This window comes from uncultured Cedecea sp. (assembly GCF_947498825.1).
Lineage (GTDB): Bacteria > Pseudomonadota > Gammaproteobacteria > Enterobacterales > Enterobacteriaceae > JGM124.
The window spans coordinates 1-25099 of record NZ_CANMLV010000013.1 but is presented as its reverse complement, the minus strand read 5'-3'; the positions used below and the strand labels follow the sequence as shown (position 1 = coordinate 25099).

24 protein-coding genes are annotated in these 25099 nt (G+C 46.9%); 8 read left to right on the top strand and 16 right to left on the bottom strand.

The window, feature by feature from the left end; genetic code table 11:
* Positions 1-29: 29 nt before the first annotated feature.
* The 11 genes from atpG to asnC form a co-directional block, all read right to left on the bottom strand.
* Entirely contained in the window at positions 30-896 is an 867-nt protein-coding gene (atpG, locus tag Q1A40_RS14165) for a F0F1 ATP synthase subunit gamma (protein WP_300001132.1), read from the bottom strand.
* Between the two features lie 50 nt (positions 897-946).
* Positions 947-2488: a F0F1 ATP synthase subunit alpha gene (gene atpA, locus Q1A40_RS14160; RefSeq protein WP_300001130.1), complete on the bottom strand. Its 1542-nt coding sequence runs from the start codon at positions 2486-2488 to the stop codon at positions 947-949.
* 14 nt (positions 2489-2502) lie between these two features.
* The gene (gene atpH / locus Q1A40_RS14155; RefSeq protein WP_300001128.1) at positions 2503-3036 is read right to left on the bottom strand and encodes a F0F1 ATP synthase subunit delta; all 534 of its coding nucleotides are present in this window, start codon (positions 3034-3036) and stop codon (positions 2503-2505) included.
* A gap of 14 nt (positions 3037-3050) precedes the next feature.
* A complete protein-coding gene (gene atpF / locus Q1A40_RS14150) occupies positions 3051-3521 on the bottom strand; it encodes a F0F1 ATP synthase subunit B (protein WP_300001126.1) in 471 nt (156 codons plus the stop codon).
* A 64-nt stretch (positions 3522-3585) separates the two neighbouring features.
* On the bottom strand, positions 3586-3825 hold the full coding sequence (atpE, locus tag Q1A40_RS14145) for a F0F1 ATP synthase subunit C (protein WP_004393045.1): 240 nt from the start codon (positions 3823-3825) through the stop codon (positions 3586-3588).
* Positions 3826-3874: 49 nt separating this feature from the next.
* On the bottom strand, positions 3875-4693 hold the full coding sequence (atpB, locus tag Q1A40_RS14140; protein WP_300001118.1) for a F0F1 ATP synthase subunit A: 819 nt from the start codon (positions 4691-4693) through the stop codon (positions 3875-3877).
* Positions 4694-4698: 5 nt separating this feature from the next.
* Positions 4699-5079 (bottom strand): F0F1 ATP synthase subunit I, encoded by a 381-nt coding sequence (gene atpI / locus Q1A40_RS14135; protein ID WP_300001117.1) that lies wholly within the window; start codon positions 5077-5079, stop codon positions 4699-4701.
* 623 nt (positions 5080-5702) lie between these two features.
* Positions 5703-6320: a 16S rRNA (guanine(527)-N(7))-methyltransferase RsmG gene (rsmG, locus tag Q1A40_RS14130; protein ID WP_300001116.1), complete on the bottom strand. Its 618-nt coding sequence runs from the start codon at positions 6318-6320 to the stop codon at positions 5703-5705.
* A 52-nt stretch (positions 6321-6372) separates the two neighbouring features.
* Positions 6373-8262 carry a tRNA uridine-5-carboxymethylaminomethyl(34) synthesis enzyme MnmG gene (gene mnmG, locus Q1A40_RS14125; RefSeq protein WP_300001114.1) on the bottom strand — a complete coding sequence of 630 codons (1890 nt, stop codon included), beginning with the start codon at positions 8260-8262 and terminating at the stop codon, positions 6373-6375.
* 368 nt (positions 8263-8630) lie between these two features.
* Entirely contained in the window at positions 8631-9080 is a 450-nt protein-coding gene (gene mioC / locus Q1A40_RS14120) for an FMN-binding protein MioC (RefSeq protein ID WP_300001112.1), read from the bottom strand.
* A gap of 89 nt (positions 9081-9169) precedes the next feature.
* A complete protein-coding gene (gene asnC, locus Q1A40_RS14115) occupies positions 9170-9628 on the bottom strand; it encodes a transcriptional regulator AsnC (protein WP_300001110.1) in 459 nt (152 codons plus the stop codon).
* Between the two features lie 155 nt (positions 9629-9783).
* Here asnC and asnA point away from each other — a divergent pair, with 155 nt between their 5' ends.
* On the top strand, positions 9784-10776 hold the full coding sequence (gene asnA, locus Q1A40_RS14110) for an aspartate--ammonia ligase (RefSeq protein ID WP_300001108.1): 993 nt from the start codon (positions 9784-9786) through the stop codon (positions 10774-10776).
* A 2-nt stretch (positions 10777-10778) separates the two neighbouring features.
* Here the strand turns inward: asnA and viaA are convergent, their stop codons facing one another.
* Both viaA and ravA read right to left on the bottom strand, forming a co-directional pair.
* A complete protein-coding gene (gene viaA / locus Q1A40_RS14105) occupies positions 10779-12233 on the bottom strand; it encodes an ATPase RavA stimulator ViaA (RefSeq protein WP_300001106.1) in 1455 nt (484 codons plus the stop codon).
* On the bottom strand, positions 12227-13723 hold the full coding sequence (gene ravA / locus Q1A40_RS14100) for an ATPase RavA (protein ID WP_300001104.1): 1497 nt from the start codon (positions 13721-13723) through the stop codon (positions 12227-12229). The genes viaA and ravA overlap by 7 nt, the downstream gene beginning before the upstream one ends.
* 127 nt (positions 13724-13850) lie before the next feature.
* Between ravA and kup the strand changes: the two genes are divergently transcribed.
* A complete protein-coding gene (kup, locus tag Q1A40_RS14095) occupies positions 13851-15719 on the top strand; it encodes a low affinity potassium transporter Kup (RefSeq protein ID WP_300001102.1) in 1869 nt (622 codons plus the stop codon).
* Between the two features lie 270 nt (positions 15720-15989).
* On the opposite strand, the gene Q1A40_RS14090 is transcribed toward kup, so the two are convergent.
* Complete coding sequence (locus Q1A40_RS14090; RefSeq protein WP_300001100.1) at positions 15990-16199, bottom strand: YdgH/BhsA/McbA-like domain containing protein; 210 nt, start codon at positions 16197-16199, stop codon at positions 15990-15992.
* Between the two features lie 571 nt (positions 16200-16770).
* On the opposite strand from Q1A40_RS14090, the gene rbsD reads away from it, so the two are divergent.
* The 6 genes from rbsD (at position 16771) to rbsR (ending at position 22593) form a co-directional block, all read left to right on the top strand.
* Positions 16771-17190 (top strand): D-ribose pyranase, encoded by a 420-nt coding sequence (rbsD, locus tag Q1A40_RS14085; protein WP_300001098.1) that lies wholly within the window; start codon positions 16771-16773, stop codon positions 17188-17190.
* 7 nt (positions 17191-17197) lie between these two features.
* A complete protein-coding gene (gene rbsA / locus Q1A40_RS14080) occupies positions 17198-18712 on the top strand; it encodes a ribose ABC transporter ATP-binding protein RbsA (protein ID WP_300001096.1) in 1515 nt (504 codons plus the stop codon).
* Entirely contained in the window at positions 18709-19674 is a 966-nt protein-coding gene (gene rbsC / locus Q1A40_RS14075) for a ribose ABC transporter permease (protein ID WP_300001094.1), read from the top strand. The genes rbsA and rbsC overlap by 4 nt, the downstream gene beginning before the upstream one ends.
* A 25-nt stretch (positions 19675-19699) precedes the next feature.
* A complete protein-coding gene (gene rbsB / locus Q1A40_RS14070; protein ID WP_300001093.1) occupies positions 19700-20587 on the top strand; it encodes a ribose ABC transporter substrate-binding protein RbsB in 888 nt (295 codons plus the stop codon).
* A gap of 76 nt (positions 20588-20663) precedes the next feature.
* Positions 20664-21596, top strand: coding sequence for a ribokinase (rbsK, locus tag Q1A40_RS14065; RefSeq protein WP_300001091.1), 933 nt, complete (start codon positions 20664-20666; stop codon positions 21594-21596).
* A 7-nt stretch (positions 21597-21603) separates the two neighbouring features.
* Positions 21604-22593: a ribose operon transcriptional repressor RbsR gene (gene rbsR / locus Q1A40_RS14060; RefSeq protein WP_300001089.1), complete on the top strand. Its 990-nt coding sequence runs from the start codon at positions 21604-21606 to the stop codon at positions 22591-22593.
* Here the strand turns inward: rbsR and mdtD are convergent.
* Together mdtD and Q1A40_RS14050 are read right to left on the bottom strand one after the other, a co-directional pair.
* On the bottom strand, positions 22590-23984 hold the full coding sequence (gene mdtD, locus Q1A40_RS14055) for a multidrug transporter subunit MdtD (protein ID WP_300001087.1): 1395 nt from the start codon (positions 23982-23984) through the stop codon (positions 22590-22592). The two genes, rbsR and mdtD, sit on opposite strands and share 4 nt — an antisense overlap.
* Positions 23985-24016: 32 nt before the next feature.
* On the bottom strand, positions 24017-24712 hold the full coding sequence (locus tag Q1A40_RS14050) for a FadR/GntR family transcriptional regulator (protein WP_300001085.1): 696 nt from the start codon (positions 24710-24712) through the stop codon (positions 24017-24019).
* Positions 24713-25099 lie beyond the last annotated feature (387 nt).

Sequence of the window (25099 nt, the reverse complement as noted above, 5' to 3'; positions counted from 1 at the left end):
TGAATCCTCTACGTAATTCGTAAACCTGGTTATACCGCGGACGCGCCACCGACGATTTCGGTGAGTTCCTGAGTAATGCTGGCCTGACGTGCTTTGTTGTAAACCAACTGCAGCTCTTTAATCAGGCTGCCGCCGTTATCGGTAGCGGCTTTCATCGCCACCATTCGAGCGGCTTGCTCGCTGGCCAGGTTTTCTACAACGCCCTGATAAACCTGAGATTCCACATAACGACGCAGCAGGGTATCCAACAGCGCTTTAGGATCAGGTTCATATAGATAATCCCAGGATTTTTTCTCCAACTCACCTTCATCTTCTGCCGGTGGTAATGGCAGTAGCTGGGTAATCGTTGGAGTCTGAGACATCGTGTTAATAAATTTGTTGCTGACAATAAACAGCTTGTCCAGACGGCCTTCATCATAGGCCTGCAACATCACTTTCACCGGGCCAATCAACTCGGACAGTGATGGCTTATCGCCCATACCTGTCACCTGAGCAACAATATTGCCGCCTACAGAGTTGAAGAAAGAGACGCCTTTAGAACCGATCAGGGACATATCACACTGAACGCCTTTATCGGACCACTCTTTCATGTCAGCCAGCAGCTTTTTGAACAGGTTAATGTTCAAGCCACCGCACAGACCACGGTCAGTGGACACCACCAGGTAGCCCACGCGTTTTACTTCGCGTTCATCCAGGTATGGGTGTTTGTATTCAAGATTTCCCAGAGCAAGATGACCAATCACTTTACGCATGGTATCTGCGTAAGGACGGCTGGCTGCCATTCTTTCCTGCGATTTACGCATTTTAGAAGCGGCGACCATTTCCATTGCTTTGGTGATCTTCTGCGTGTTCTGGACGCTTGCGATCTTACTACGTATCTCTTTTGCGCCGGCCATGACCTTCTCCTCAATGCCTTGCGGCTTGCCCTAAGACAAGCCGCAAGATTTTACCAGGACTGTGTTGCTTTGAAGGAATCGAGGATGCCTTTCAGCTTGCCTTCGATTTCGTCGTTATAGCCACCAGTTTGGTTAATTTCTTGCATCAATGGAGCATGGTCACGGTCAACGTAAGCCATCAGCGCAGCTTCGAAATTACCGATTTTAGCCAGCTCAACATCTTCGAGATAACCACGTTCAGCGGCAAACAGAACCAGAGACTGCTGCGCAACAGACATTGGCGCATACTGTTTCTGTTTCAGGAGCTCGGTCACTTTCTGACCGTGGCTCAGCTGCTTACGGGTAGCATCATCAAGATCTGATGCAAACTGAGAGAACGCTGCCAGTTCACGATACTGTGCCAGAGCGGTACGAATACCACCGGACAGTTTCTTCATGATTTTAGTCTGAGCGGCACCACCAACACGGGATACAGAGATACCCGGGTTAACAGCAGGACGAATACCGGCGTTAAACAGGTTAGATTCCAGGAAGATCTGACCATCTGTAATCGAGATTACGTTGGTCGGAACGAACGCGGAAACGTCACCAGCTTGCGTTTCGATAATCGGCAGCGCAGTCAGAGAGCCCGTTTTACCTTTAACTTCACCCTTGGTGAAAGCTTCAACGTACTCGGCGTTAACACGCGCAGCACGCTCCAGCAGACGAGAGTGGAGATAGAAAACGTCGCCTGGGAATGCTTCACGACCTGGTGGACGACGCAGCAGCAGAGAAATCTGGCGATAAGCAACAGCCTGCTTAGACAAGTCATCATAAACAATCAGTGCATCTTCACCACGGTCACGGAAGTATTCACCCATTGCACAACCGGCATAAGGCGCCAGATATTGCAGTGCAGCAGATTCAGATGCGGTAGCCACAACCACGATGGTGTTAGCCAGTGCACCGTGTTCTTCCAGCTTACGTACCACGTTAGAGATGGTAGAAGCCTTCTGACCGATAGCAACATAGATACATTTGATACCAGAGTCGCGCTGGTTGATGATGGCATCGATTGCCAGAGCAGTTTTACCTGTCTGACGGTCACCGATAACCAGCTCACGCTGACCACGGCCGATTGGAATCATCGCATCGACAGACTTATAGCCAGTCTGTACAGGCTGATCGACTGATTGACGCTCGATAACGCCAGGTGCGATAGCTTCAACAGCTGAGAAGCCGTCATGCTCTAAAGCGCCTTTACCATCGATAGGTGCACCCAAGGTGTTCACCACACGGCCTAACAGGCCACGGCCAACCGGAACTTCAAGAATACGGCCAGTACACTTCACTTTCATGCCTTCGGCAAGATCGGCATACGGACCCATAACTACCGCACCCACCGAGTCGCGCTCAAGGTTAAGTGCAATAGCATAACGGTTACCCGGCAGAGAGATCATCTCACCCTGCATAACATCGGCCAGGCCGTGTACACGGATAATACCGTCACTTACAGAAACGATAGTACCTTCATTGTGAGCTTCACTCACAACATTGAACTGAGCGATACGCTGCTTGATCAGTTCGCTGATTTCGGTGGAATTCAGTTGCATATGCTCCAGTCCCCTTAAGACTGCAAGACGTCTGCCAGGCGATCAAGACGGCCGCGTACGCTGCCATCGATGACCATATCACCCGCACGGATGATGACACCTGCCATTACAGACTTATCAATTTTGCAATTCAGCTTAACTTTGCGTGACAGACGTTTTTCCATCGCGGCATTGATTTTCGAAAGCTGATCGTCACTTAACGTGCTGGCAGAAGTCACTTCGACTTCAACCGTGGCTTCAAGAGCCGCACGCAGCTGAACGAACTGCTGAAGAACATCAGGAAGCACCTTAAGACGACCATTTTCAGCCATAACCCGAATCAGGTTTTGGCCGTTGGCGTCCAGTTGCTCACCACAGATAGCGATAAACGACTTAGAGAGCGTTTCTGGTGCCAAAGCACCAGACAGGAGCTCTGTCATTTGTTCATTGTCAGCAACTTCTGCGGCAAAAGCGAGCATACGCTGCCAGCCTTCCACGCTGTTGTGTTCGACGGCAAAGTCAAAAGCTGCTTTAGCGTAGGGACGAGCTACCGTAACAAATTCAGACATCGGCCCCTCCCTCCTTACAGTTCAGCGACAAGTTTATCAACAATGTCGCTGTTAGCAGCTTCATCTACGGAACGTTCGATTATTTTCTCGGCACCGGCTAAAGCCAACAGAGCCACCTGCTTACGCAGTTCTTCGCGAGCACGTGAACGCTCAGCGTCGATCTCTGCCTGAGCCTGTGCAACGATTTTAGCCCGTTCCTGCTCTGCTTCAGTTTTCGCTTCATCAAGGATCTGAGCACGACGTTTATTCGCCTGATCAATGATCACCTGAGCATCCGCTTTAGCTTGTTTCAGCTGGTCGGTCGCGCTGGCCTGTGCAAGGTCAAGGTCCTTTTTAGCACGTTCTGCAGAAGAAAGACCGTCAGCAATTTCTTTTTGACGTTTTTCGATGGCAGCGATTAACGGCGGCCATACATACTTCATGCAGAACAGAACAAACAGGACAAACGCGATGGCCTGGCCGAGGATTGTTGCGTTAAGATTCACAGCACAATGCCTCTTTATTAGTTAACGTTTGATATTGCTTTAATTTAATTAAAAGCAACGTTCACTACGCGACAGCAAACATCACGTACAGTCCCAGACCTACCGCGATCATAGGGATAGCATCCACCAGACCCATTACGATAAAGAACTGAGTACGCAGCAGAGGAATCAAATCTGGCTGGCGAGCTGCGCCTTCCAGGAATTTTCCTCCGAGGATGCCGATACCGATTGCAGCACCGATTGCCGCTAACCCCATCATAATAGCGGCAGCCATGTACAGCAGATCCATATTCAGGTTTTCCATGACAGTCTCCAATTTATTTCAGTTAAAACGAACGTAGTAGTGGATAAAATTAATGCTCTTCAGACGCCATCGACAGATAGACTATCGTCAGAACCATGAAAATGAAGGCTTGCAATGTAATGATCAGGATGTGGAAAATGGCCCAAGGCACATTCAGAAGCCACTGTGACCACCACGGCAACAAGCCAGCAATCAGAATGAAAATCAACTCACCGGCATACATGTTACCGAACAGTCGCAAACCCAGAGATATAGGTTTTGACAACAGGCTTACCCCTTCAAGGATTAAGTTGACAGGAATTAATGCCCAGTGGTTGAACGGCTGCAGCGTCAGCTCTTTCGTGAAGCCGCCAATGCCTTTCATTTTGATGCTGTAGAATAGAATCAGGATAAACACGCCCAATGCCATAGAGAGCGTTACGTTCACATCCGCAGACGGAACAACACGCAATGCAGGCAATCCGAAGACATGCTCACCAAGCATAGGTAGCAAGTCGACTGGAATCAGGTCCATCAAGTTCATCAGGAAGACCCAGACGAAAATCGTCAGAGCCAGCGGAGCGATGACTTTACTTTTGCCATGGTACATGTCTTTAACATTACCATTAACAAATCCAATCACCAGCTCGATTGCTGTTTGGAATTTGCCCGGAACACCGCTGGTTGCTGTCTTAGCGACTTTACGGAATATCATCAGGAACAACAGACCCAGAACAACAGAGAAAAACATGGAGTCTAAATTGAGTGTCCAGAATGTGTCCGGGGCATTATGCGGATCCACCAGCGAAAAAGTACGCAGGTCCAACTGAAGATGCGTCAGATGGTGGCCTATATAATCCTGCGGTGTAGAGATTTCTCCTGCAGACATTACTCTTACCCTTTGTTGTTAATAACAGCTGGTGCGAGTATCTGCACAACCAGCACCGAAACCCAAGTGACGATTAGCGGCAATAAGACCGCTTTAAAGTATGCCAGCGCCAGAACCAGAATGATAAAGGTCACTAACATCTTAACGACTTCGCCCAGAGCGAATGACCAGGCTATACGTCCTTTAGCGGGTGTATGCACCTGATGACGCCAGGCAAAAAAAGCAAACAATGCATTTGGCAACCAGACTGCCATTCCCCCAGCAATTGCTGAGGCACCCCAAGCCGGGTCTTTAAAGCAAAACAGTAATCCCAGAGCCAACATTACTACAAACTGCAGGGAAAGAAGTTTACGTGCAACATTTCCACTGTAAAGCGACGCTGACATGAGTCTATCTACTCCTGTTTCCAATAAGGAAGGTCGCGGGCTGTAATAAGACTGTCTTTGCGACCGAGAGTCAAGCCTCAAAAAGCGAGCAAATTATACGGTGCGGCCCAGTGATTTCAAACAATAAGTAGCGAAAAGATGAACAAATATTTAAATATTTATCTACACGCCGTTTTTATAACTTTTAATACACCGTTCAGGGTACCTGACTTAGGTCAAATGACTGAAAACCACTTGCAAAAAAATGTGCATCCGATCACAAATACCATATTTCACTGAGATCGTTTTTTTATCGACAATGAAAGCTAAAAACATAACATAATGATTAATATAAATTAATTAAAGCAACCTTATTAAAACAGCCTGTATACACAAAAAAACCTTTATTTGACATTACGTTTAAAGTTTTAACATCTTGCCAATTTGTGATTTGGCTCATTTTTAGCCTGATTATATTTTAAATGGCAATTATAACCTACGAAACCAATTATCAAATGTTAGTATTTATCGAGCAATGGGTTAATTATTTGTTAAATACTAAAAAGACTATCAATATCAACCAGCCATTCTGTTAACTTTTTAAAATCGCTACCTATCACTCGATTCTTTGATAAGGATTAATATTAGATACGTTTAATACGAACCAAATGACGCTCACCTTCCAGGTTTTTTACCGTCAGTCTGACAATATCTTCAACAACAAACTGTTCAGGTAAAGCGGCAATTTCATCATCAGGACGGATGCCTTTTAACGCATAGAAGCGGCCAGCCTCACCAGGCAAATGCTGGCACCAGTTCACCATATCGGTAAGCGAGGCAAAAGCACGGCTGATGACACCATCAAATGGAGGTTCAGCAGGAAACTCTTCAACACGGCTCTGTACCGGGGTGACATTTTCCAGTTTAAGCTCATGCTTAACTTGATGCAGAAAACGAATACGTTTTCCCAGACTATCCAGCAACGTAAAGTGCGCATCGGGGCGTATTATTGCAAGTGGGATACCCGGTAAACCAGGACCGGTTCCAACATCAATAAAACGACTCCCTTCCAGATAGGGCTCAACCACTATACTGTCCAGAATATGGCGAACCAGCATATCTTCCGGATTACGTACCGAAGTCAGGTTATAGGCCTTATTCCATTTATGCAGTAAAGCTACATAGGCAACCAGCTGCTGCTGTTGATTTTCAGGAAGAGTAATACCTGCTTCATTGAGCAGACGAGATAATTTAGTCAGCACTTTTAAACCTATTAAAAAAGGCCAGGAGTTCCTGGCCTGATATCAGCTCGGCTTACGCGCTACGGCGTAGCAGCCCTTGTTTTTTTAGCCAGATAAGCAAAATTGAGATTGCGGCTGGTGTAATGCCAGAGATCCTCGATGCCTGACCAATAGAGACCGGTTTATGGTCGTTTAGTTTGGCGATAACTTCGTTGGATAACCCATTAACCTGCCGATAGTCGAGAGTTTCAGGTAACAAGGTATTCTCGTTACGCAGTTGTTTATTAATCTCGTCTTGCTGGCGAGCAATATAGCCTTCGTATTTTATCTGAATTTCAACTTGTTCAGCAGCCTGAATATCATCAAGGCCAGGTGCAAACGAAGAAAGTTTAACCATGGACTGATAGGTCATTTCCGGACGACGCAGCAGATCTTCGCCATTCGCTTCACGAGAAAGCGGTGCACTAAGCTGAGCATTCACCTCTGCGATATTTTCAGACTGTGGGTGCAGCCAGATATCTTTCAGACGCTGACGTTCACGCTCGATCATTTCCAGTTTGTCGTTAAAACGGGCCCAGCGAAGATCGTCCACCAAGCCTAATTCACGGCCTGCTTCAGTTAAGCGCAGATCAGCGTTGTCTTCGCGCAGCATCAAGCGATATTCAGCGCGTGAGGTAAACATACGGTAAGGTTCTTTCGTTCCCAGCGTACAAAGATCGTCGACCAGTACCCCGAGATAGGCCTGATCCCGACGAGGAGACCAACCTTCTTTTTCCGATGCAGAACGCGCAGCATTAAGACCAGCAAGTAAGCCTTGCGCTCCCGCTTCTTCATAACCCGTGGTGCCGTTGATCTGTCCGGCAAAGAACAAACCTTGAATATATTTACTTTCAAGCGTTGGTTTCAGATCTCTTGGATCAAAGAAATCATACTCAATAGCATAACCTGGTCGTACGATCTTCGCATTTTCCATGCCATTCATCGATCGAACGATCTGCATTTGCACATCAAATGGCAGGCTGGTAGAGATACCATTTGGATAAATTTCGTTGCTGGTCAGGCCTTCTGGTTCAAGGAAAATCTGGTGTGCATTACGGTCAGCAAAACGCATAACCTTATCTTCGATTGAAGGACAGTAACGTGGTCCAATACCTTCGATAACGCCTGCATACATCGGGCTACGATCGAGGTTATTACGAATAACTTCGTGAGTTCTTTCGTTAGTATGAGTGATGTAGCAAGGTATCTGTTCTGGGTGCTGACTAACATTTCCCATAAACGAGAATACAGGTAACTGTTCGTCACCCTGTTGTTTTTCCAGCACGCTGAAATCAATAGTACGGGCGTCAATACGTGGTGGAGTACCCGTTTTTAGCCGACCCACACGGAGTGGCAGTTCACGTAAGCGACGTGATAACGGGATCGAAGGCGGATCGCCTGCACGACCACCGCTGTAGTTATCCATACCAATATGAATTTTACCGTCAAGAAAAGTCCCGACAGTAAGCACCACGGCTTTAGCACGGAATTTCAAACCCATTTGTGTGACAACACCGGTCACTTTATCGTTTTCAACGATCAGATCTTCAACTGCTTGCTGGAAGATCATCAAATTAGGCTGGTTTTCAAGCGCGGTACGTACAGCCTGACGATAGAGCACACGGTCAGCCTGAGCACGGGTTGCACGCACTGCCGGACCTTTACTGGCGTTTAGTATCCTAAACTGGATACCTGCACGGTCAATAGCCTGTGCCATTAAGCCACCCAGTGCATCTACTTCTTTGACCAAGTGTCCTTTGCCAATACCACCAATAGCCGGGTTGCAGGACATCTGCCCCAGTGTGTCGATATTGTGTGTCAGAAGCAGGGTCTGTTGACCCATACGAGCGGCAGCCATTGCCGCTTCTGTGCCTGCATGACCCCCGCCGATGATGATGACGTCAAAAGGATCTTGATAAAACATGGTAACTGCCTCGCGGTTTTGCGATGTGGGTTGTAACTGCCCGGGCTGAGGATTCTACTCAACTTTAGCCCCTGGAGGAAGTGGGGGGTGAGCCACTAATTAAAAGAAGATCTTTTTTATTTAAAGATCTCTTATTATGATCTCTTATTAGGATCGAAGGCTTCTGTGGATAAGCCATTTTACTGCTTTTAGATCAACCTCATGGGAAGGATCATTAGCTGTGAATGATCGGTGATCCTGGACCGTATAAGCTGGGATCAAATCATACACTTATACACAGGACAGAAAGTGAGCAAGAGTTATACTTGGATAACTACGGGTTATTACAAGGTTTTAAGCGTAGTTATCCACATTCAAATGCGCGATCTTTACACAGAAGGGAGTAAATTTTTCCAGGAATCGAGCCAAATTTCGGCTGGATCCTCAGGAATGTCATGATCGAGGACGTTTATTTTCTCTATTTCCCCGACTCTGACAGCGCCACATTCTGTTAAAAGACGATCGATCTTCTCAATCGCCTCACAAAAAGTGTCATATTCTTTACTACCGATACCCAGAGCACCATATTGAATACGACTCAGATCCGGTTTCTGTTCCTGGATAGCCTCATATAAAGGCAATAAGTTATCCGGAAGATCCCCTGCACCATGAGTAGAAGAGATCACCAGCCATAAACCTTCGGTCTGAAGATCTTCTAACTGCGGGCCATGCAGGGTTGTGGTGCTATGTCCTGCCTCTTCCAGTTTCTCTGCCAGGTGTTCTGCTACATATTCAGCACTGCCAAGCGTACTGCCACTAATCAGAGTAATATCAGCCATGGTATCTCACCTTTTTCAATCGTCGGGCATTGTACGCTGTGAATGAGCAGGGATCTACCTGTGGATAATATGGGTATTAAAGATAATCATTATGGCCGAATGGTACGCATAATGGGGTTCTGCAGGGAGATCAACGTTTCAGTGGACTGAATTTCATCAATTGTTTGGATCTTGTTGATAAGTACCTGTTGCAGGGCATCGATAGATCGACACATTACTTTAATAAAAATACTGTAATGCCCGGTGGTATAATAGGCTTCGGTTACTTCATCCAGACTTTCAAGTCTTGCCAGCGCAGAAGGATAATCTTTGGCGCTCTTCAGTATGATGCCGATAAAGCAGCAGACGTCATAACCGAGCTGTTTAGGGCTGATATCAATGCGTGCACCAGTAATAATGCCTGCCTGTTTCATCTTCTCGACACGAACGTGAATAGTACCCGGACTGACATCAAACTGTTTGGCCAGTTCTGCATAGGCCGTTCGGGCATTTTCCATTAACGCTTCAAGTATCCCGCGATCGAGATTATCGATTTGATAATTATTCATTGTTTTTTCCTATGATAAATGCAGATTTATTGTTTTTTATACCTCCAAATTATCGAATTAAAAAGACTTTGCCCTTTTTTATTGTTGATTATTGAATTTGCCATCACTTTTATTGCTTAATGGTTTACAGAGACAACACAATAAAGAGAAACACCATGAAAACTGCTTACATTGCCAGACAACGCCAGATTAGTTTTGTTAAAGCCTATTTTTCCCGTCAGCTGGAAGAGAAGCTCGGTCTGATAGAAGTTCAGGCCCCGATCCTCAGCCGCCTCGGTGATGGCACGCAAGACAATCTGTCTGGTAGCGAAAAAGCAGTTCAGGTGAGAGTTAAAGCGATTCCTGAAGCACAATTTGAAGTCGTACACTCCCTGGCAAAATGGAAAAGAAAAACTCTTGGTCAGCACGACTTCAGCGCAGGCGAGGGGCTTTACACGCACATGAAAGCCCTGCGTCCTGATGAAGACCGTCTCTCACCGATCCACTCTGTCTACGTAGATCAGTGGGACTGGGAACGCGTGATGGGTGATGGTGAACGTCATCTTGGTATATTGCACAAAACCGTTGAAAGTATTTGGGCGGCCATGAAAGCCACTGAAATGGCGGTCTCTGAGCAAACGGGTCTGACGCCATTCTTACCTGAAAAGATTCATTTTGTTCACAGCGAAACACTGCAACAACGTTACCCTGATCTCGATGCTAAAGGACGCGAACGTGCGATAGCGAAAGAGCTGGGCGCTGTATTCTTGATTGGTATTGGTGGTGCCTTGGGCGATGGTAAACGTCATGATGTGCGTGCCCCGGATTATGATGACTGGTCAACACCTACCGAGAGCGGTTTTGCCGGGCTGAACGGTGATATTCTGGTATGGAACCCGGTTCTGGAAGATGCTTTTGAACTCTCCTCTATGGGGATCCGTGTTGACGCAGAGACACTTAAACGCCAGTTAGCCCTGACTCACGATGAAGATCGTCTGCAACTGGAATGGCACCAGTCTCTGCTGAAAGGTGAAATGCCACAAACCATTGGTGGCGGTATCGGTCAGTCTCGCCTGACGATGTTGATGCTACAGCTGCCACATATCGGCCAGGTTCAGTGTGGTGTATGGCCGGCTGATATTCAGGCTACTGTGAGCGATTTGCTATAGGACTAGCGTTGCCAGCGCCGCAGTAAACGTCCCTTAAGCCCGGTATCAAAGCGCCAGATATGATCGAAAATGCGCATGATCCCGGGTTTGCCATGTCCTGACATCGCCACTGCATGAAAACGGTGCTGATGTTCACGCTGCAGTACTTTTACGCTATTTACCACATCATCCGGTAGTCGCTGGGCGATAAAATCAGAAATGACCACTGCATCGGCATCATAGCCTTCGGGCCCTTTCATCCGCTCGATCACTGAACGGAAGCAGTTTGCTAAGTCAGTTCCGCCATGAAAGCGCTGGCTTAAAAAGCGAATCGCATCTTCCAGACCACCGTTTCCGCTGACCTCATAATGGATCACTTCATGGGAAAACATCTCAATAAAACAGCGGCGGTTATCTGCCAGGGCAATACGCATTAAGGCTAAACAGAAAGCTTTTGCGCACTGTTCATTAAATCCCCCCATGGATCCTGATGTATCTACGCAGATAATAAACGGTCCACGCGGTTGTTCGGCAAAATCCTGATGAGCAACCGGACGTTCTATTACCTTTTCCCGCCATGAATCACCGTGAAGGCGATAACTGAGTAGCTGCTTTTCCACCAGCCGACGATAGAACTCATATTCCAGTTCGGTTATGCCTAAAGTGGCCAGCTCTGTTGGTAACAGGCGCAAAATGTCATCGCCAAGGGTTAAACCATCGACTTGTTCCGGCACGCTGGAGGGTTCACGAACCTGGGTTCGCCAAAGCTCGGTGGGGGCATTTTCGCGGGGGACTGACTTTGCTTCCCGTGAACGACCTAGCTGTTCCGCCAGCTTCATGAGCTCGGGCTGACTGGCAAGAAAATCACCGTATTGTACTATTAGCTGATAGTCCGCATAACGCAGCCCGCCACCGCGACTCATATCCCAGAGTTTGCCAGCAGCGGTATCGTTTTCTGCCAGGGTAGCATCCAGCTGGCCGCTTAATGCCATGCGTGCCTGAATTTCAGCCAATAGTTTATCACGCTCATCTTCCAGGAGCTGCTGACTCAGCGAGGTTGCCTGAACTACCAGACTAAGACGCCAGCGCTGTAAAAACAGGGTATGCAATGCTGGTGTCATGGTTGAAGTTGGTGCCAGTAAGGTTCTGGCCTCTTGCTTAAAAGGCGAGTCTGTATTTTCCAGTAATTGCGTAATTTCGGGTATTTTTAGCACCAGTTGGGCCGTACTTAGTGTCTGACTCTGCTGATAAAACTGTACTTCTTGTGCGAGTTTTTCAGGAACTTGCCCCTCTTTCAGACGGTTTTTTAACTGTTCTCGCCAGCGAGGCAAATCTTCATTGACGGCTTTTTTTAGTCGTGGGTATCTCTCAAAAAAGACGGCAAGCGCAGGTGAAGCCAGTAGCGCAACAATAACCCCTTCTATCAGTTCACCTTCAGCGATAGTTAAAATGATATCCAGCGTTTCAATACTTAGCATTGACGAGCCTGTTGCAGTTGTACGGCCACATCTTGCAAGCTCGCCTCTATTTTGGCTAGCCAGTCACTTTCAATAAATAAACACTTCTGCTGGTGGTTAAACCGTTCATGCTGCTGGTGTAACTGTGCATCCAGGGCATCCAGTTGTTGTTTGATCTCATCCGGAACCCCTTGTTGCTGATGTCCCGGTAAAGTCAGCCGTGTGGCTTGCAGGCTGATATCTCGCAGTGTCAGATGCTGGCTGTTATCAACACTCATATCCAGAGTCTGAGCGAAACCTATTCCGTTTAGTTTGCCGCGGATCTCTCCGCCTTTGCTTAACCACTGCGCCAAGGCGTCATGAGCCAGGGTGATATGAATCACTTCAATATCGTGTAGCCGTAGCGGTTTTTGTAACAATAAGGTTAAGGTTTCACCGGTTAAGTTATCAGGGAGTTGATACTGAGGTTTACGGCTGAACATTCCGTTTTGTTTATTGACGGTCAGAGCTTCTTTATCATTACTTTGCTGCTGTAATTGCAGACGACGCTGAGTAATGGTGGTCAGTTTTGTCAGCATTGACTGCTGTTGCCATGCGTGACCGGTCATCAATATTTCAAGCTGTTGTTGCATCATTGCCATCGCTGCGGTGTCATGCCACAGACAGTCTTTAAGCAGGATCAGGTCAATGGGCTGAACCAGATCGCGGCCATTAAAGAAGGCGCTTGCTTGCAATAAACGCATGGCTTTTTTCCAGCGTCTGTCTGAAACATAAGGTGCATCAGGAATGACATCAAGTTGCTGACGCAGAAGAAAAATAAGATCGAATACGTCATCAGGCAAACGGACGTGGCCTATATCTTGCTGCCAGCTAAAGTACTCGTCGTCAGTAATTTGCAGATTTTCAGGGACAGGGTTTTGGTTTTCATCCTGAGTACTCACTAACATCGCCCGAAAATTATTTTTATCCTGTACTTTATCCAGCCACAAACGGATCAGCATACGGTCGTACAGCGCTTCCAGACTACTGTCCGCTTCAGGTAATTCGTTGGAAGCCGCCACTAACAAACGCATTGGGATCTTTTCTTCCCCGGCACCATTACGGAATTGTCTTTCGTTGATTGCGGTCAGTAAGGTATTAAGAATCGCTGGGCCTGCTTTCCAGATCTCATCAAGAAAGACGATTTCCGCTTCGGGTAAATAGCCCGCGGTTAAACGCTCATAGCGTCCTTCATCTTTAAGGGCCTGAATTGAGAGTGGACCGAATACTTCTTCTGGTGTTGAGAAGCGGGTCATCAGATATTCGAAAGCTCGGGCACTGCGGAAAGCAAATTTTAATCGCCGTGCAATCAGGCTTTTGGCAATACCCGGCGGACCGAGTAAAAAAACACTTTCCCCACTCAATGCGGCGAGTAAACACAAGCGAATGGCATGCTGGCGCTCAAACAAACCCTTTTCTAAGGCCTGACTGAGACGTGCGATTCTTTCTGCGAGTAAATGTGATTGAGCCATAATTAATTTTGCATCCTTACAGAGAAGGCTCAAGATAGCGCAAGAAGACGGTTATCGTCATCAAGAGCCTACTTGGGAAGTCTCCTGGTCCGGGTATACTTGTTCGGGATCACAAAAAAGACAGCTTATGAACACAAAGAGTAAGCAATCGTTGCCTGCCGTCACTCTGGCCGCGATTGGTGTTGTTTATGGTGATATAGGTACCAGCCCGCTCTATACCTTACGTGAGTGTCTGTCCGGACAATTTGGTATTGGGGTGGAGCGCGAGGCGATATTTGGTTTCTTGTCGCTTATTTTTTGGCTGTTAGTCATGGTTGTTTCCATTAAGTACCTGCTGTTTGTGATGCGGGCTGATAACGCGGGAGAAGGAGGAACTCTGACACTGATGTCACTTGCCGGGCGTTATACGTCTGCTCGTAGTACAGCTTTGCTGATTATTATCGGGCTGGTAGGAGGCAGTTTTTTTTACGGTGAGGTGGTGATAACACCTGCAATATCGGTGATGTCTGCTATTGAAGGGCTGGAAATCGTGGCGCCGTCACTGGATACCTATATTGTACCGCTCTCTATTACCGTTCTGACCCTGCTATTTGTGATCCAAAAGCACGGCACAGGTACAGTCGGAAAACTCTTCGCACCGGTGATGCTGTTATGGTTTTTGACGCTGGCAGTGCTCGGTGGGCGGGCAGTGATAGCGAATCCTGAAGTGCTACAGGCTCTGAATCCCTATTGGGCATTTAACTTCTTTGTGCAATATAAAGCGGTCTCTTTCTTTGCTCTCGGCGCGGTAGTCCTGGCGATAACCGGGGTGGAGGCGCTGTATGCGGATATGGGCCATTTTGGTAAATTGCCGATTCGTATTGCCTGGTTTATTGCCGTACTACCCGCCTTGGTTCTGAACTATTTTGGCCAGGGGGCATTATTGCTGCAAAACCCAGAAGCGATTAAAAATCCCTTCTTTCTTTTAGCCCCTGACTGGGCGCTTATTCCGTTACTGGTTCTGGCTACTCTGGCGACAGTCATTGCCTCCCAGGCTGTGATTTCAGGCGTCTTCTCCCTGACTCGTCAAGCGGTTCGGCTGGGATATTTATCCCCGATGCGTATTATCCATACTTCGGAAAAAGAGTCCGGGCAAATCTATATTCCTGTGGTGAACTGGATCCTTTATATCGCGGTAGTGCTGGTGATTATTGGTTTCGAGCATTCGAGTAATCTCGCTGCGGCCTATGGTATTGCGGTCACCGGAACCATGATACTGACCAGCTTTTTGGCTTGTACCGTTGCACGTAAAAACTGGCACTGGAATAAAATTATCGTCGCCCTGGCGGGACTGGTTTTCTTATGTATTGATATTCCGCTGTTCTCTGCCAATTTGGTTAAAATCTACTCCGGCGGCTGGTTACCTCTCTGCTTAGGGTTTGTCATGTTTATCATTATGATTACCTGGAAAAGTGAGCGGTTTCGTCTACTACGCAAGATGAATGAACATGGCAACTCGTTGAACGCGATGGTGGCTTCACTGGAAAAATCACCTCCGGTACGCGTGCCGGGTACCGCGGTGTATATGTCCCGTGGCATTAATGTGATTCCCTTCGCGTTACTTCATAATCTGAAACATAACAAAGTGCTACATGAACGGGTGCTGTTACTGACGTTTCGTACTGAAGATGTTCCCTATGTGCATAATCTGCAGCGTGTAACAATTGAACAGCTTTCGCCGACCTTCTGGCGGGTTGTTGCAAAATATGGCTGGCAGGAAACACCTAATGTTGAAGAGGTCTTCTATCGCTGCAGAATGGAAGGGCTGAGCTGCGAGATAATGGAAAGCTCGTTCTTTATTTCTCATGAGTCATTGATTATCGGTAAACGCCCTTGGTACTTACGTTTGCGCGGCAGGTTATTTATGACCTTACAAAGAAATGCTCTGCGTGCACCGGATCAGTTTGAGATCCCGCCCAACAGAGTGATTGAACTCGGCACTCAGGTTGAAATATAGCCAATAAAGCCTCTCAAAGGAGAGGCTTCAGATTGCTGACAAAGAAGGAAAAAACGTGGTTTTTCCTTCTTTGTGTTATCAGCTGAAAATCAATGAATTGATTTTCCTGTTTATTTTCGTAAATAAGCGCTGAGAATTAGATATCACTTTAGCTTTGTCATCAGTCTCAAGTCTCTCAAAGGAGAGGCTTTATTAAATACTCAGTTTTTTGTTTAGCATTAGGTTGTCGAAATATGACCGCTATCTCTGGCGGCCTTTCCGAGACCATTCTTATTTATTGAGGATCGCTGTCATATGCACCTGGTCACCGACGCGGGCGCTGGTAATAGTGTACTGAGAGCCTTGCTGCTCTGCCATTGCAGAGATTTTAGCTTCCGCAGAATCCAGAGTGGATGCGGTAGCACTGATACTTTGTGCGAAAGCACCGAAAGAGATAGCGAAAAGAGTAGCAACTGCAACTAAAGTTTTGATTGATTTCATGGTCGTATTCCTTATAAATCATTATTCATTAAGCGGCGCTGTTGGCCTGATGTGGTAAATAGTAGACCATGGGGTTATTGATTAAAATCGGGATTTTTTGCTTTTATTGTTCAATAAAACTGAACTAATTAGTTGTGCTGGAGAAAAGCGTTCTACGCGGATCTTAGTATCTTGATGTTCAAGGTACAGAGCAGCTCACAAATGATTTTACTCCTTCATCGTAATAGTCATGGTGTACCTTTTTGTGAAAGGAGCGGGCGTTACACAGTGCGTATGCAGCATGGTTTATCCATTAATATATGCATGTTAATACTGCTCCGTGACTCCTCAATTATCCCAATTTTCCACTTTTGAATACTTGTTTGAGCGTACCAGAATAAACTGGCAATCCATCACCAATCTACGCGCTGAAACCGAAGAGTATTAGCTATTGCATCTATCCATGCCGTAAAAAGACGCTTTGCGAAACGTTTCGATGGCGATCACATTTTTGCTACATACTTGTTGTGAAGCTGGCCCGGCATTACCTACACTGACTGTGAGCGAAACGTTTCGCTCGCGAGGTGAGAAGATGAAAAAAGGCAAAGTACTTAACGCAGATATTTCCGCTGTTATCTCCCGTCTGGGGCATACAGACATGCTGACCATCGCAGATGCAGGGTTACCTATTGCACCTAAAACGGCACGCATCGATTTGGCATTAACCCAGGGTGTACCGGGTTTTATGCAGGTCGTAGAAGTGGTGACCGAGGAAATGCAGGTTGAAGCCGCTATCCTGGCACTGGAAATTAAACAGCATAATCCCAAGCTTCATGAACAGTTATTAGCGCATATAGAGCAACTGCAACAGCAGCAGGGTAATACCATCGCTATTCGCTACGTCAGCCATGAAGCCTTCAAACAATGTACGACAGACAGCCGGGCTGTTATTCGTAGTGGAGAATGTTCTCCATTTGCGAACATCATTCTCTGCGCTGGCGTCACCTTCTGAGGTCAGTATGGAACCTTTACTGCAGCTTAAGGGTATTGAGAAGTCATTTCCGGGAGTGAAAGCCCTGTCCGGCGCCTCCCTGAATGTTTATCCGGGTCGAGTGATGGCGCTGGTGGGTGAAAACGGTGCTGGCAAGTCGACGATGATGAAGGTCCTGACCGGTATCTATACCAAAGATGCGGGATCATTGTTATGGCTGGGTAAAGAGACCAGCTTTAAAGGACCAAAGTATTCCGAACAAGCTGGCATCGGTATCATTCATCAGGAACTCAACCTGATACCTCAACTGAGTATTGCGGAAAACATTTTCCTCGGATGTGAGTTTGTTGGTCGTTTCGGCAATATTGACTGGAAAGCGATGTACCGAGAAGCCGACAAGCTTCTGGCCAGACTGAATCTGCGCTTTACCAGTGACCTACTGGTGGGGGATTTATCGATTGGCGATCAGCAGATGGTCGAAATTGCCAAAGTACTGAGCTATCAGTCCAAGGTCATCATCATGGATGAACCCACGGATGCATTAACGGATACCGAAACCGAATCACTGTTTCGTGTCATTCGTGAGCTGAGAAACCAGGGCTGTGGCATTGTTTATATCTCTCACCGCATGAAGGAAATTTTCGAGATTTGTGACGACGTTACCGTACTGCGTGACGGGCAGTTTGTTGCTGAACGTGAAGTCTCGTCTCTCAGTGAAGACTCGCTGATTGAGATGATGGTTGGTCGTAAACTTGAAGAGCAGTATCCCCATATTGATAAGCAACCTGGCAAGGTCAGGTTGTTAGTAGAAAAACTGTCAGGCCCGGGAGTTAAAGACGTCTCTTTTACTCTACGTGAGGGCGAGATCCTCGGCGTATCAGGTTTGATGGGGGCTGGCCGTACGGAATTAATGAAAGTCCTGTATGGCGCGCTGCCAAAAACAGCCGGTCGTATTGTACTTGGTGGCAACGAGATAAGCCCTCGTTCTCCTCAAGACGGTCTGGAGTACGGGATTGTTTATATCTCTGAAGACCGTAAACGTGACGGCCTGATCCTCGGTATGTCAGTGAAAGAAAATATGTCACTGACCGCACTTCGCTATTTCAGCAGCACCTCAGGCAGCCTCAAACATAAAGAGGAAGAGCTGGCCGTGGGGGATTTTATTGAGTTGTTTAAAGTTAAAACACCGTCAATGGAACAACCAATAGGCCTGCTTTCTGGTGGTAACCAGCAGAAGATTGCTATCGCACGTGGTTTGATGACCCGACCGAATGTTTTGATTCTCGATGAACCGACACGCGGCGTTGATGTTGGTGCAAAAAAAGAAATTTATCAGCTAATTAACCAGTTCAAAGCTGATGGATTAAGCATCATTCTGGTGTCATCAGAAATGCCTGAGGTTATGGGTATGAGTGACCGAGTTATGGTGATGCATGAAGGTAAAGCGAGTGCCATCTTTACCCGGGATGAAGCAACCCAGGAACGATTAATGGCGGCAGCTGTAGGCAAATTTAAACCGGATAGTCAGGAGTGGAAAAAATGAGTGTACAAACCGTGTCTGGCCGTCGCTGGTTCACTAAAGCATGGCTGATGGAGCAAAAATCACTGATAGCGTTATTGGTGCTGATTGCCATTGTATCCAGCCTGAGCCCAAACTTTTTTACCGTAAATAATTTGTTCAACATCCTGCAACAAACCTCAGTTAACGCCATTATGGCGGTAGGCATGACGCTGGTTATCCTGACCTCTGGTATTGACCTTTCTGTGGGTTCGTTACTGGCATTGACCGGCGCAGTCGCCGCTTCGGTTGTCGGGTTTGAAGTTAACGCATTAGTTGCGGTTGCTGCGGCTCTGGCACTAGGTGCTGCAATTGGTGCAGTCACCGGCGTGATTGTTGCCAAAGGGCGAGTGCAGGCTTTTATTGCTACGCTTGTCATGATGTTGCTGCTGCGCGGTGTGACCCTGGTGTATACCAACGGTAGCCCTATCAATACTGGCTTCTCTGATAATGCCGATCTCTTTGGCTGGTTTGGTATCGGTCGTCCTTTAGGTATACCGACTCCAGTCTGGATTATGGCGATTGTCTTTATTGCTGCATGGTACATGCTGCACCATACCCGTTTAGGCCGCTATATTTATGCTTTAGGTGGCAACGAAGCGGCGACTCGTCTTTCTGGAATCAGTGTTGATAAAGTTAAAATTATTGTTTACTCGCTGTGTGGCTTGCTGGCTTCACTGGCTGGAATCATTGAAGTCGCGCGTCTTTCTTCCGCACAACCTACCGCGGGTATGGGTTATGAACTTGATGCTATCGCTGCGGTAGTACTGGGTGGTACCAGTCTTGCGGGTGGTAAGGGCCGTATTGTTGGCACCCTGATCGGGGCATTAATTCTTGGATTTCTTAACAACGGTTTAAATTTATTAGGTGTTTCCTCTTACTACCAGATGATCGTTAAAGCGCTTGTTATTCTGCTGGCGGTGCTGGTGGATAACAAAAAACAGTAACAAGTCACCCTACAGGAATACGCATATGAACATGAAAAAACTGGCTACTTTGGTTTCTGCGGTTGCACTGAGTGCCACACTTAGCGCTAATGCCATGGCAAAAGATACTATCGCTCTGGTCGTGTCTACTTTGAATAATCCGTTCTTTGTTTCATTGAAAGATGGTGCACAGAAAGAGGCCGATAAACTGGGCTATACCCTGGTGGTTCTGGACTCCCAGAATAACCCGGCTAAAGAACTGGCCAACGTTCAAGATTTAACGGTACGTGGAACTAAATTACTGTTGATTAACCCAACTGATTCAGATGCAGTGGGTAACGCAGTGAAGATGGCTAATCAGGCGAATATTCCGGTAATTACCTTGGACCGTGTAGCAAACCAGGGCACTGTTGTCAGCCATATCGCTTCTGATAACGTCGCGGGCGGTAAAATGGCGGGTGACTTTATTGCTGAAAAACTGGGTGATGGGGCCAAGGTTATTGAGCTACAGGGAATCGCAGGTGCATCTGCTGCCCGTGAACGTGGTGAAGGTTTTAAACAGGCTGTCGCTGCCCATAAATTTAATGTCCTGGCGAGCCAGCCTGCTGATTTCGACCGTACTAAAGGCTTGAACGTTATGCAGAATCTGCTGACTGCACATCCTGACGTTCAGGCTGTATTTGCTCAAAACGATGAAATGGCGTTAGGGGCATTGCGTGCCCTGCAAGTTGCAGGTAAAAACGATGTGCTGGTCGTCGGCTTTGACGGCACTGATGATGGTGTGAAAGCGGTTGAAGGCGGTAAACTGGGCGCAACAGTGGCGCAGATGGCCGACCAAATCGGAGTTATTGGCGTAGTTACCGCAGATAAAGCGTTAAAAGGCGAAACTGTTCCGGCGCAAATCCCGGTTGATTTGAAGTTGGTTAAAAAATAAGTATTAGCCTAAATATACCAAGCAAGGACATTGCACCATCAGGTTATGATGGTGCAATTAACTGGATATAAATCAAATGAAAAACACAGAAAAACTCGTTGTTCTTGGTAGTATCAATGCCGATCATATTCTTAATCTTAATAATAATTTCCCAACACCAGGGGAAACCGTTACCGGAAAGGATTATCAGGTTGCTTTTGGCGGTAAAGGCGCTAACCAAGCGGTTGCCGCAGGGCGTAGTGGGGCTGATATCACGTTTATTGCCTGCGTGGGTGATGACGATACCGGTAAGAAGGTATGTCAGCAATTAGCCAGCGATAACATTGATATTTCAGCTATCAGTACGATTCCGGATGAAACAACTGGCGTCGCTTTGATCTTTGTTAACAGTGATGGCGAAAACGTAATTGGTATTCATGCCGGAGCTAATGCAGCATTAACGCCGGACTTGGTTAATCAGCAACAACAAAAAATCAGTGAAGCATCAGCGTTATTAATGCAACTGGAGTCTCCGCTGGAAAGCGTGCTGGCTGCGGCAAAAATAGCACACCAGCATCAGACTAAAGTTATCCTCAATCCAGCTCCCGCTTGTCCGTTATCCGATGAGTTACTGTCGCTGCTGTATATGATAACGCCGAATGAAACTGAAGCAGAAAAGCTGACCGGTATTCGGGTTGAAAATGATGATGATGCGGCAAAAGCCGCAAATGTATTACATGGCAAAGGAATTGATATTGTCATTATTACGCTGGGTAGCCGCGGCGTGTGGTTAAGTGATAAAGGCATCGGTCAACGAGTTCCCGGTTTCAGGGTAAACGCTATCGATACTATTGCCGCCGGAGATACCTTCAATGGTGCGCTGGTGACTGCATTGCTGGAAGGAAAAGCGATGAATGAAGCGGTTCGCTTTGCGCATGCTGCAGCCGCGATTGCGGTAACTCGTAAGGGTGCTCAGCCTTCAGTGCCGTGGCGTCATGAAATAGATGCATTTTTAGAACAACAGGGATAAGTAAACAGTGGCCACAATGAAGGATGTCGCTCGCCTGGCGAGTGTTTCTACCTCAACAGTTTCGCATGTGATTAACAACGATCGCTTTGTGAGTGAGGCCACACGTAAGAAAGTTGACGATGCCATTAAAACGCTGAATTATGCCCCTTCAGCGTTGGCGCGTAGTCTTAAGCTGAATCAGACTCATACTATTGGCATGTTAATTACCGCCAGTAGTAACCCGTTTTATTCTGAGCTGGTGCGCGGCGTTGAGCGGAGCTGTTTTGAACGCGGTTATAGCCTGGTACTCTGCAATACCGAAGGGGATGAGCAGCGCATGAACAGTAACCTGGAAACGCTACTGCAAAAACGCGTTGATGGGTTGCTGCTACTCAGTACTGAATCACACCATCCTTCGATTGAAATAATGAACCGTTATCCCGGTGTTCCTACGGTGATGATGGACTGGTCGCCATTCGACGGTAGCGATGTGATTCAGGATAATTCATTACTGGGAGGTGAAATTGCCACCCAGTACCTGATTGATAAAGGCTATTCCCGAATTGCCTGCATCAGTGGTCCGATAGATAAAAGCCCGGCTTGTATGCGTCTTGATGGTTATCGGAAAGCAATGCAACAAGCTGGACTTCCCATTCTTCCTGGATATGAAATCATCGGTGATTTTGAGTTTAATGGTGGATACATCGCCATGCAGAAACTGCTTTCACTGGACACGCCACCAGAAGCCGTTTTTTCCTGTAATGACGCTATGGCTGTTGGTATCTATCAGGCGTTATATCAGTCATCCATGGCTGTTCCAAAGGATATGGCGGTAGTGGGTTATGATGATATAGAACTGGCAAGTTACATGACGCCACCACTAACCACTATTCATCAGCCTAAAGATGAATTAGGTGAGTTAGCAGTCGATGTCTTGATTAAGCGAATGGCGCAACCCGATTTAGCCCAGCAGTGTTTACAGCTCACACCAAAACTGATTGTGCGTGGATCTGTTTAAGGTTTATGTCTGTCTTTTATTAAATTACGACCATCTTTTGGATGCAGCGCCAGGAATACCAGCGAGGAGAGGAGTGTCACTCCTCCCATACTCAGGAATGTGTAGTGAAATTGCTCTACGGTATTCAGGCTTTCGTTATTTTTAAAGGCCAGAAGCACTGCGGCGCTAACAGCAACACCAAAGCTAATGGAAAGTTGCTGAGTGACGGCCAGGACGCTATTACCGCTACTGGCATGTTCATCACTGAGATCGGCGAGTGTGATGGTATTCATTGAAGTGAACTGCGTTGACATGGCCATACCCAGCACAAATAACGGCAGAACCAATAGCCATAAAGCCATATCCGGTGTCTGGAGTGAGAATTGAGCAATCACTATTCCGATAAACAGAGTAATACTGAACAGCGTTTTTCTGTAGCCAAACCAGCGCAGTACCTGTGTTACCGTCGACTTAGCCACTAAAGCTCCGAGCGCGGTTGGTACCATCATACAACCAGCAATTAATGCACTGTAACCAAATGCGACCTGTAGCATGAGTGGCATTAAAAACGGAACACATCCAGTCCCTAAGCGTGACGCTACATTGCCGATAATTCCAACAGAGAATGTCCGCGTTTTAAACAGGGGGAGCGGAATAAGCGGCGACTGAGCATGACGGGCATGAAATATATAACTCAGCACCAGGAAAAAACCGCCAATAATAACCAACACACCGATATAGGTATCAACAACATGTTCCCCGAACAGTTCCAGACCACAGGAAATCAGTACCAGACCAATACCAAACAATAAGAAACCGCGCATATCAAATTTCTTAATTGGCGTGGTGAAATTCGGCATGTATTTACGGGCATAAATTAGACCAAAGATACCAATCGGAATGTTGATTAAGAAAATCCAGTGCCAGCTGGCCCATGTGACAAGTACTCCTCCTAATAACGGACCGACTACCGGGCCAACTAATCCAGGTATAGTGACAAAATTCAGTATCGGTAGCAGTTCACTGCGCGGATAGGCACGTAGTAAAGCAAGGCGAGCCACCGGCATCATCATGGCTCCTCCCACTCCCTGGAGAATACGAAAAATGACCAGCTGGCTGAGCGAACCAGAAAGCGCACAGGCAAGAGAGCCAAAAGTAAAAAGGGATACGGCAATCATGAATATACGGCGTGTACCAAAACGGTCGGCCAGCCAGCCACTCACGGGAATCAACATTGCGACGGTCAGGGTATAGCTAATAATGGCTGACTGCATTGCCAACGGCGAGCGATTCAAGCTACGGGCGATATCCGGAAGAGCCGTGTTGAGGATCGTGGCATCCAGGGCCTGCATAAAAAAGGCCATTGCCGCTATCCAAGGGAGTCCGGCCATACTGCGCGTGCTTTTAGTCATTAATTTCCTGATGATTCAATGAGCCTGTATTCCTAATGAGACGTGGGTTCATTCAATAGTGCCACACAGGCAGCAAATGCAGCCTGCTTGTCTCGCTGGCAGATGGCATCAACAATGGCCTGATGCAAATTAAGATTAACCACTTTGTTATCGGTGATGGCTGTGAAATAGTTGTAGTAGACAGGGCGGAACAAGTTCGCAAAAGAGGTCATGAATGCGTTACCGCTCATCTCATAGATTAGCTCATGATAAGCCATATCTATTTCTATCCAATAGTCTTTATCGAAGGTGTCCTGCAAGGAAACCATTTCCTTCATTATAGAGAGCAGTTTTTGCCGCTGTGAATCTTCACTATGAATAGCGGCTAAAGCACAAGCCTGTGGTTCGATGCTATGGCGCATAATAATGAAGTCATCAACAATAAAGTCTAAGTTATCCATTGTCATCCACCAGGCGAGTAACTCTTTATCCAGGAAGTTCCATTGTGTTCGAGGCATTACTCGAGTTCCTATCCTTGGGCGGGGTAATAACATGCCTTTTGCTGTTAATGTTTTCACTGCCTCACGTACAGCAGTACGGCTGACGTTGAATAACGCGCCTAGCTCCATTTCACCTGGCAGAATACTGCCAACCGGGTATTCGCCCTTCAATATACGCTGTGCGAGTTTTTCAGCCAGTATATAAGAAAGGTTTTTCTGGGCGGCGAGCTGCTGTGTAGATAAAGACATAAATACATCCTTTGGAAAATATTCACTAACCAGTATGACATTGCCCGTTAGCATTGGGTGGTTTTTACCCCAAATTCGCTGAGATTGGTTGATATTTCCGCACATTGCTACAAAATCCCTCAGTCAGCAAATTATTTGAAATTAGGGGTTGTCAGCCGCGAGGAAATCCCTATAATGCGCATCCACTGAGACGGAACAACGGTTGCTAACCGCCGAAACAGTCGAAGAAAAGCGAACAATAAGCGCTTGACTTTGAAAGAGGAACGCGTAATATACGCCACCTCGAGTTAGCAAGCTAAGGCAAGCAACTCACTGCTCTTTAACAATTTATCAGACAATCTGTGTGGGCACTCGCAAGATTGATATCTCAAACACCTTCGGGTGTCG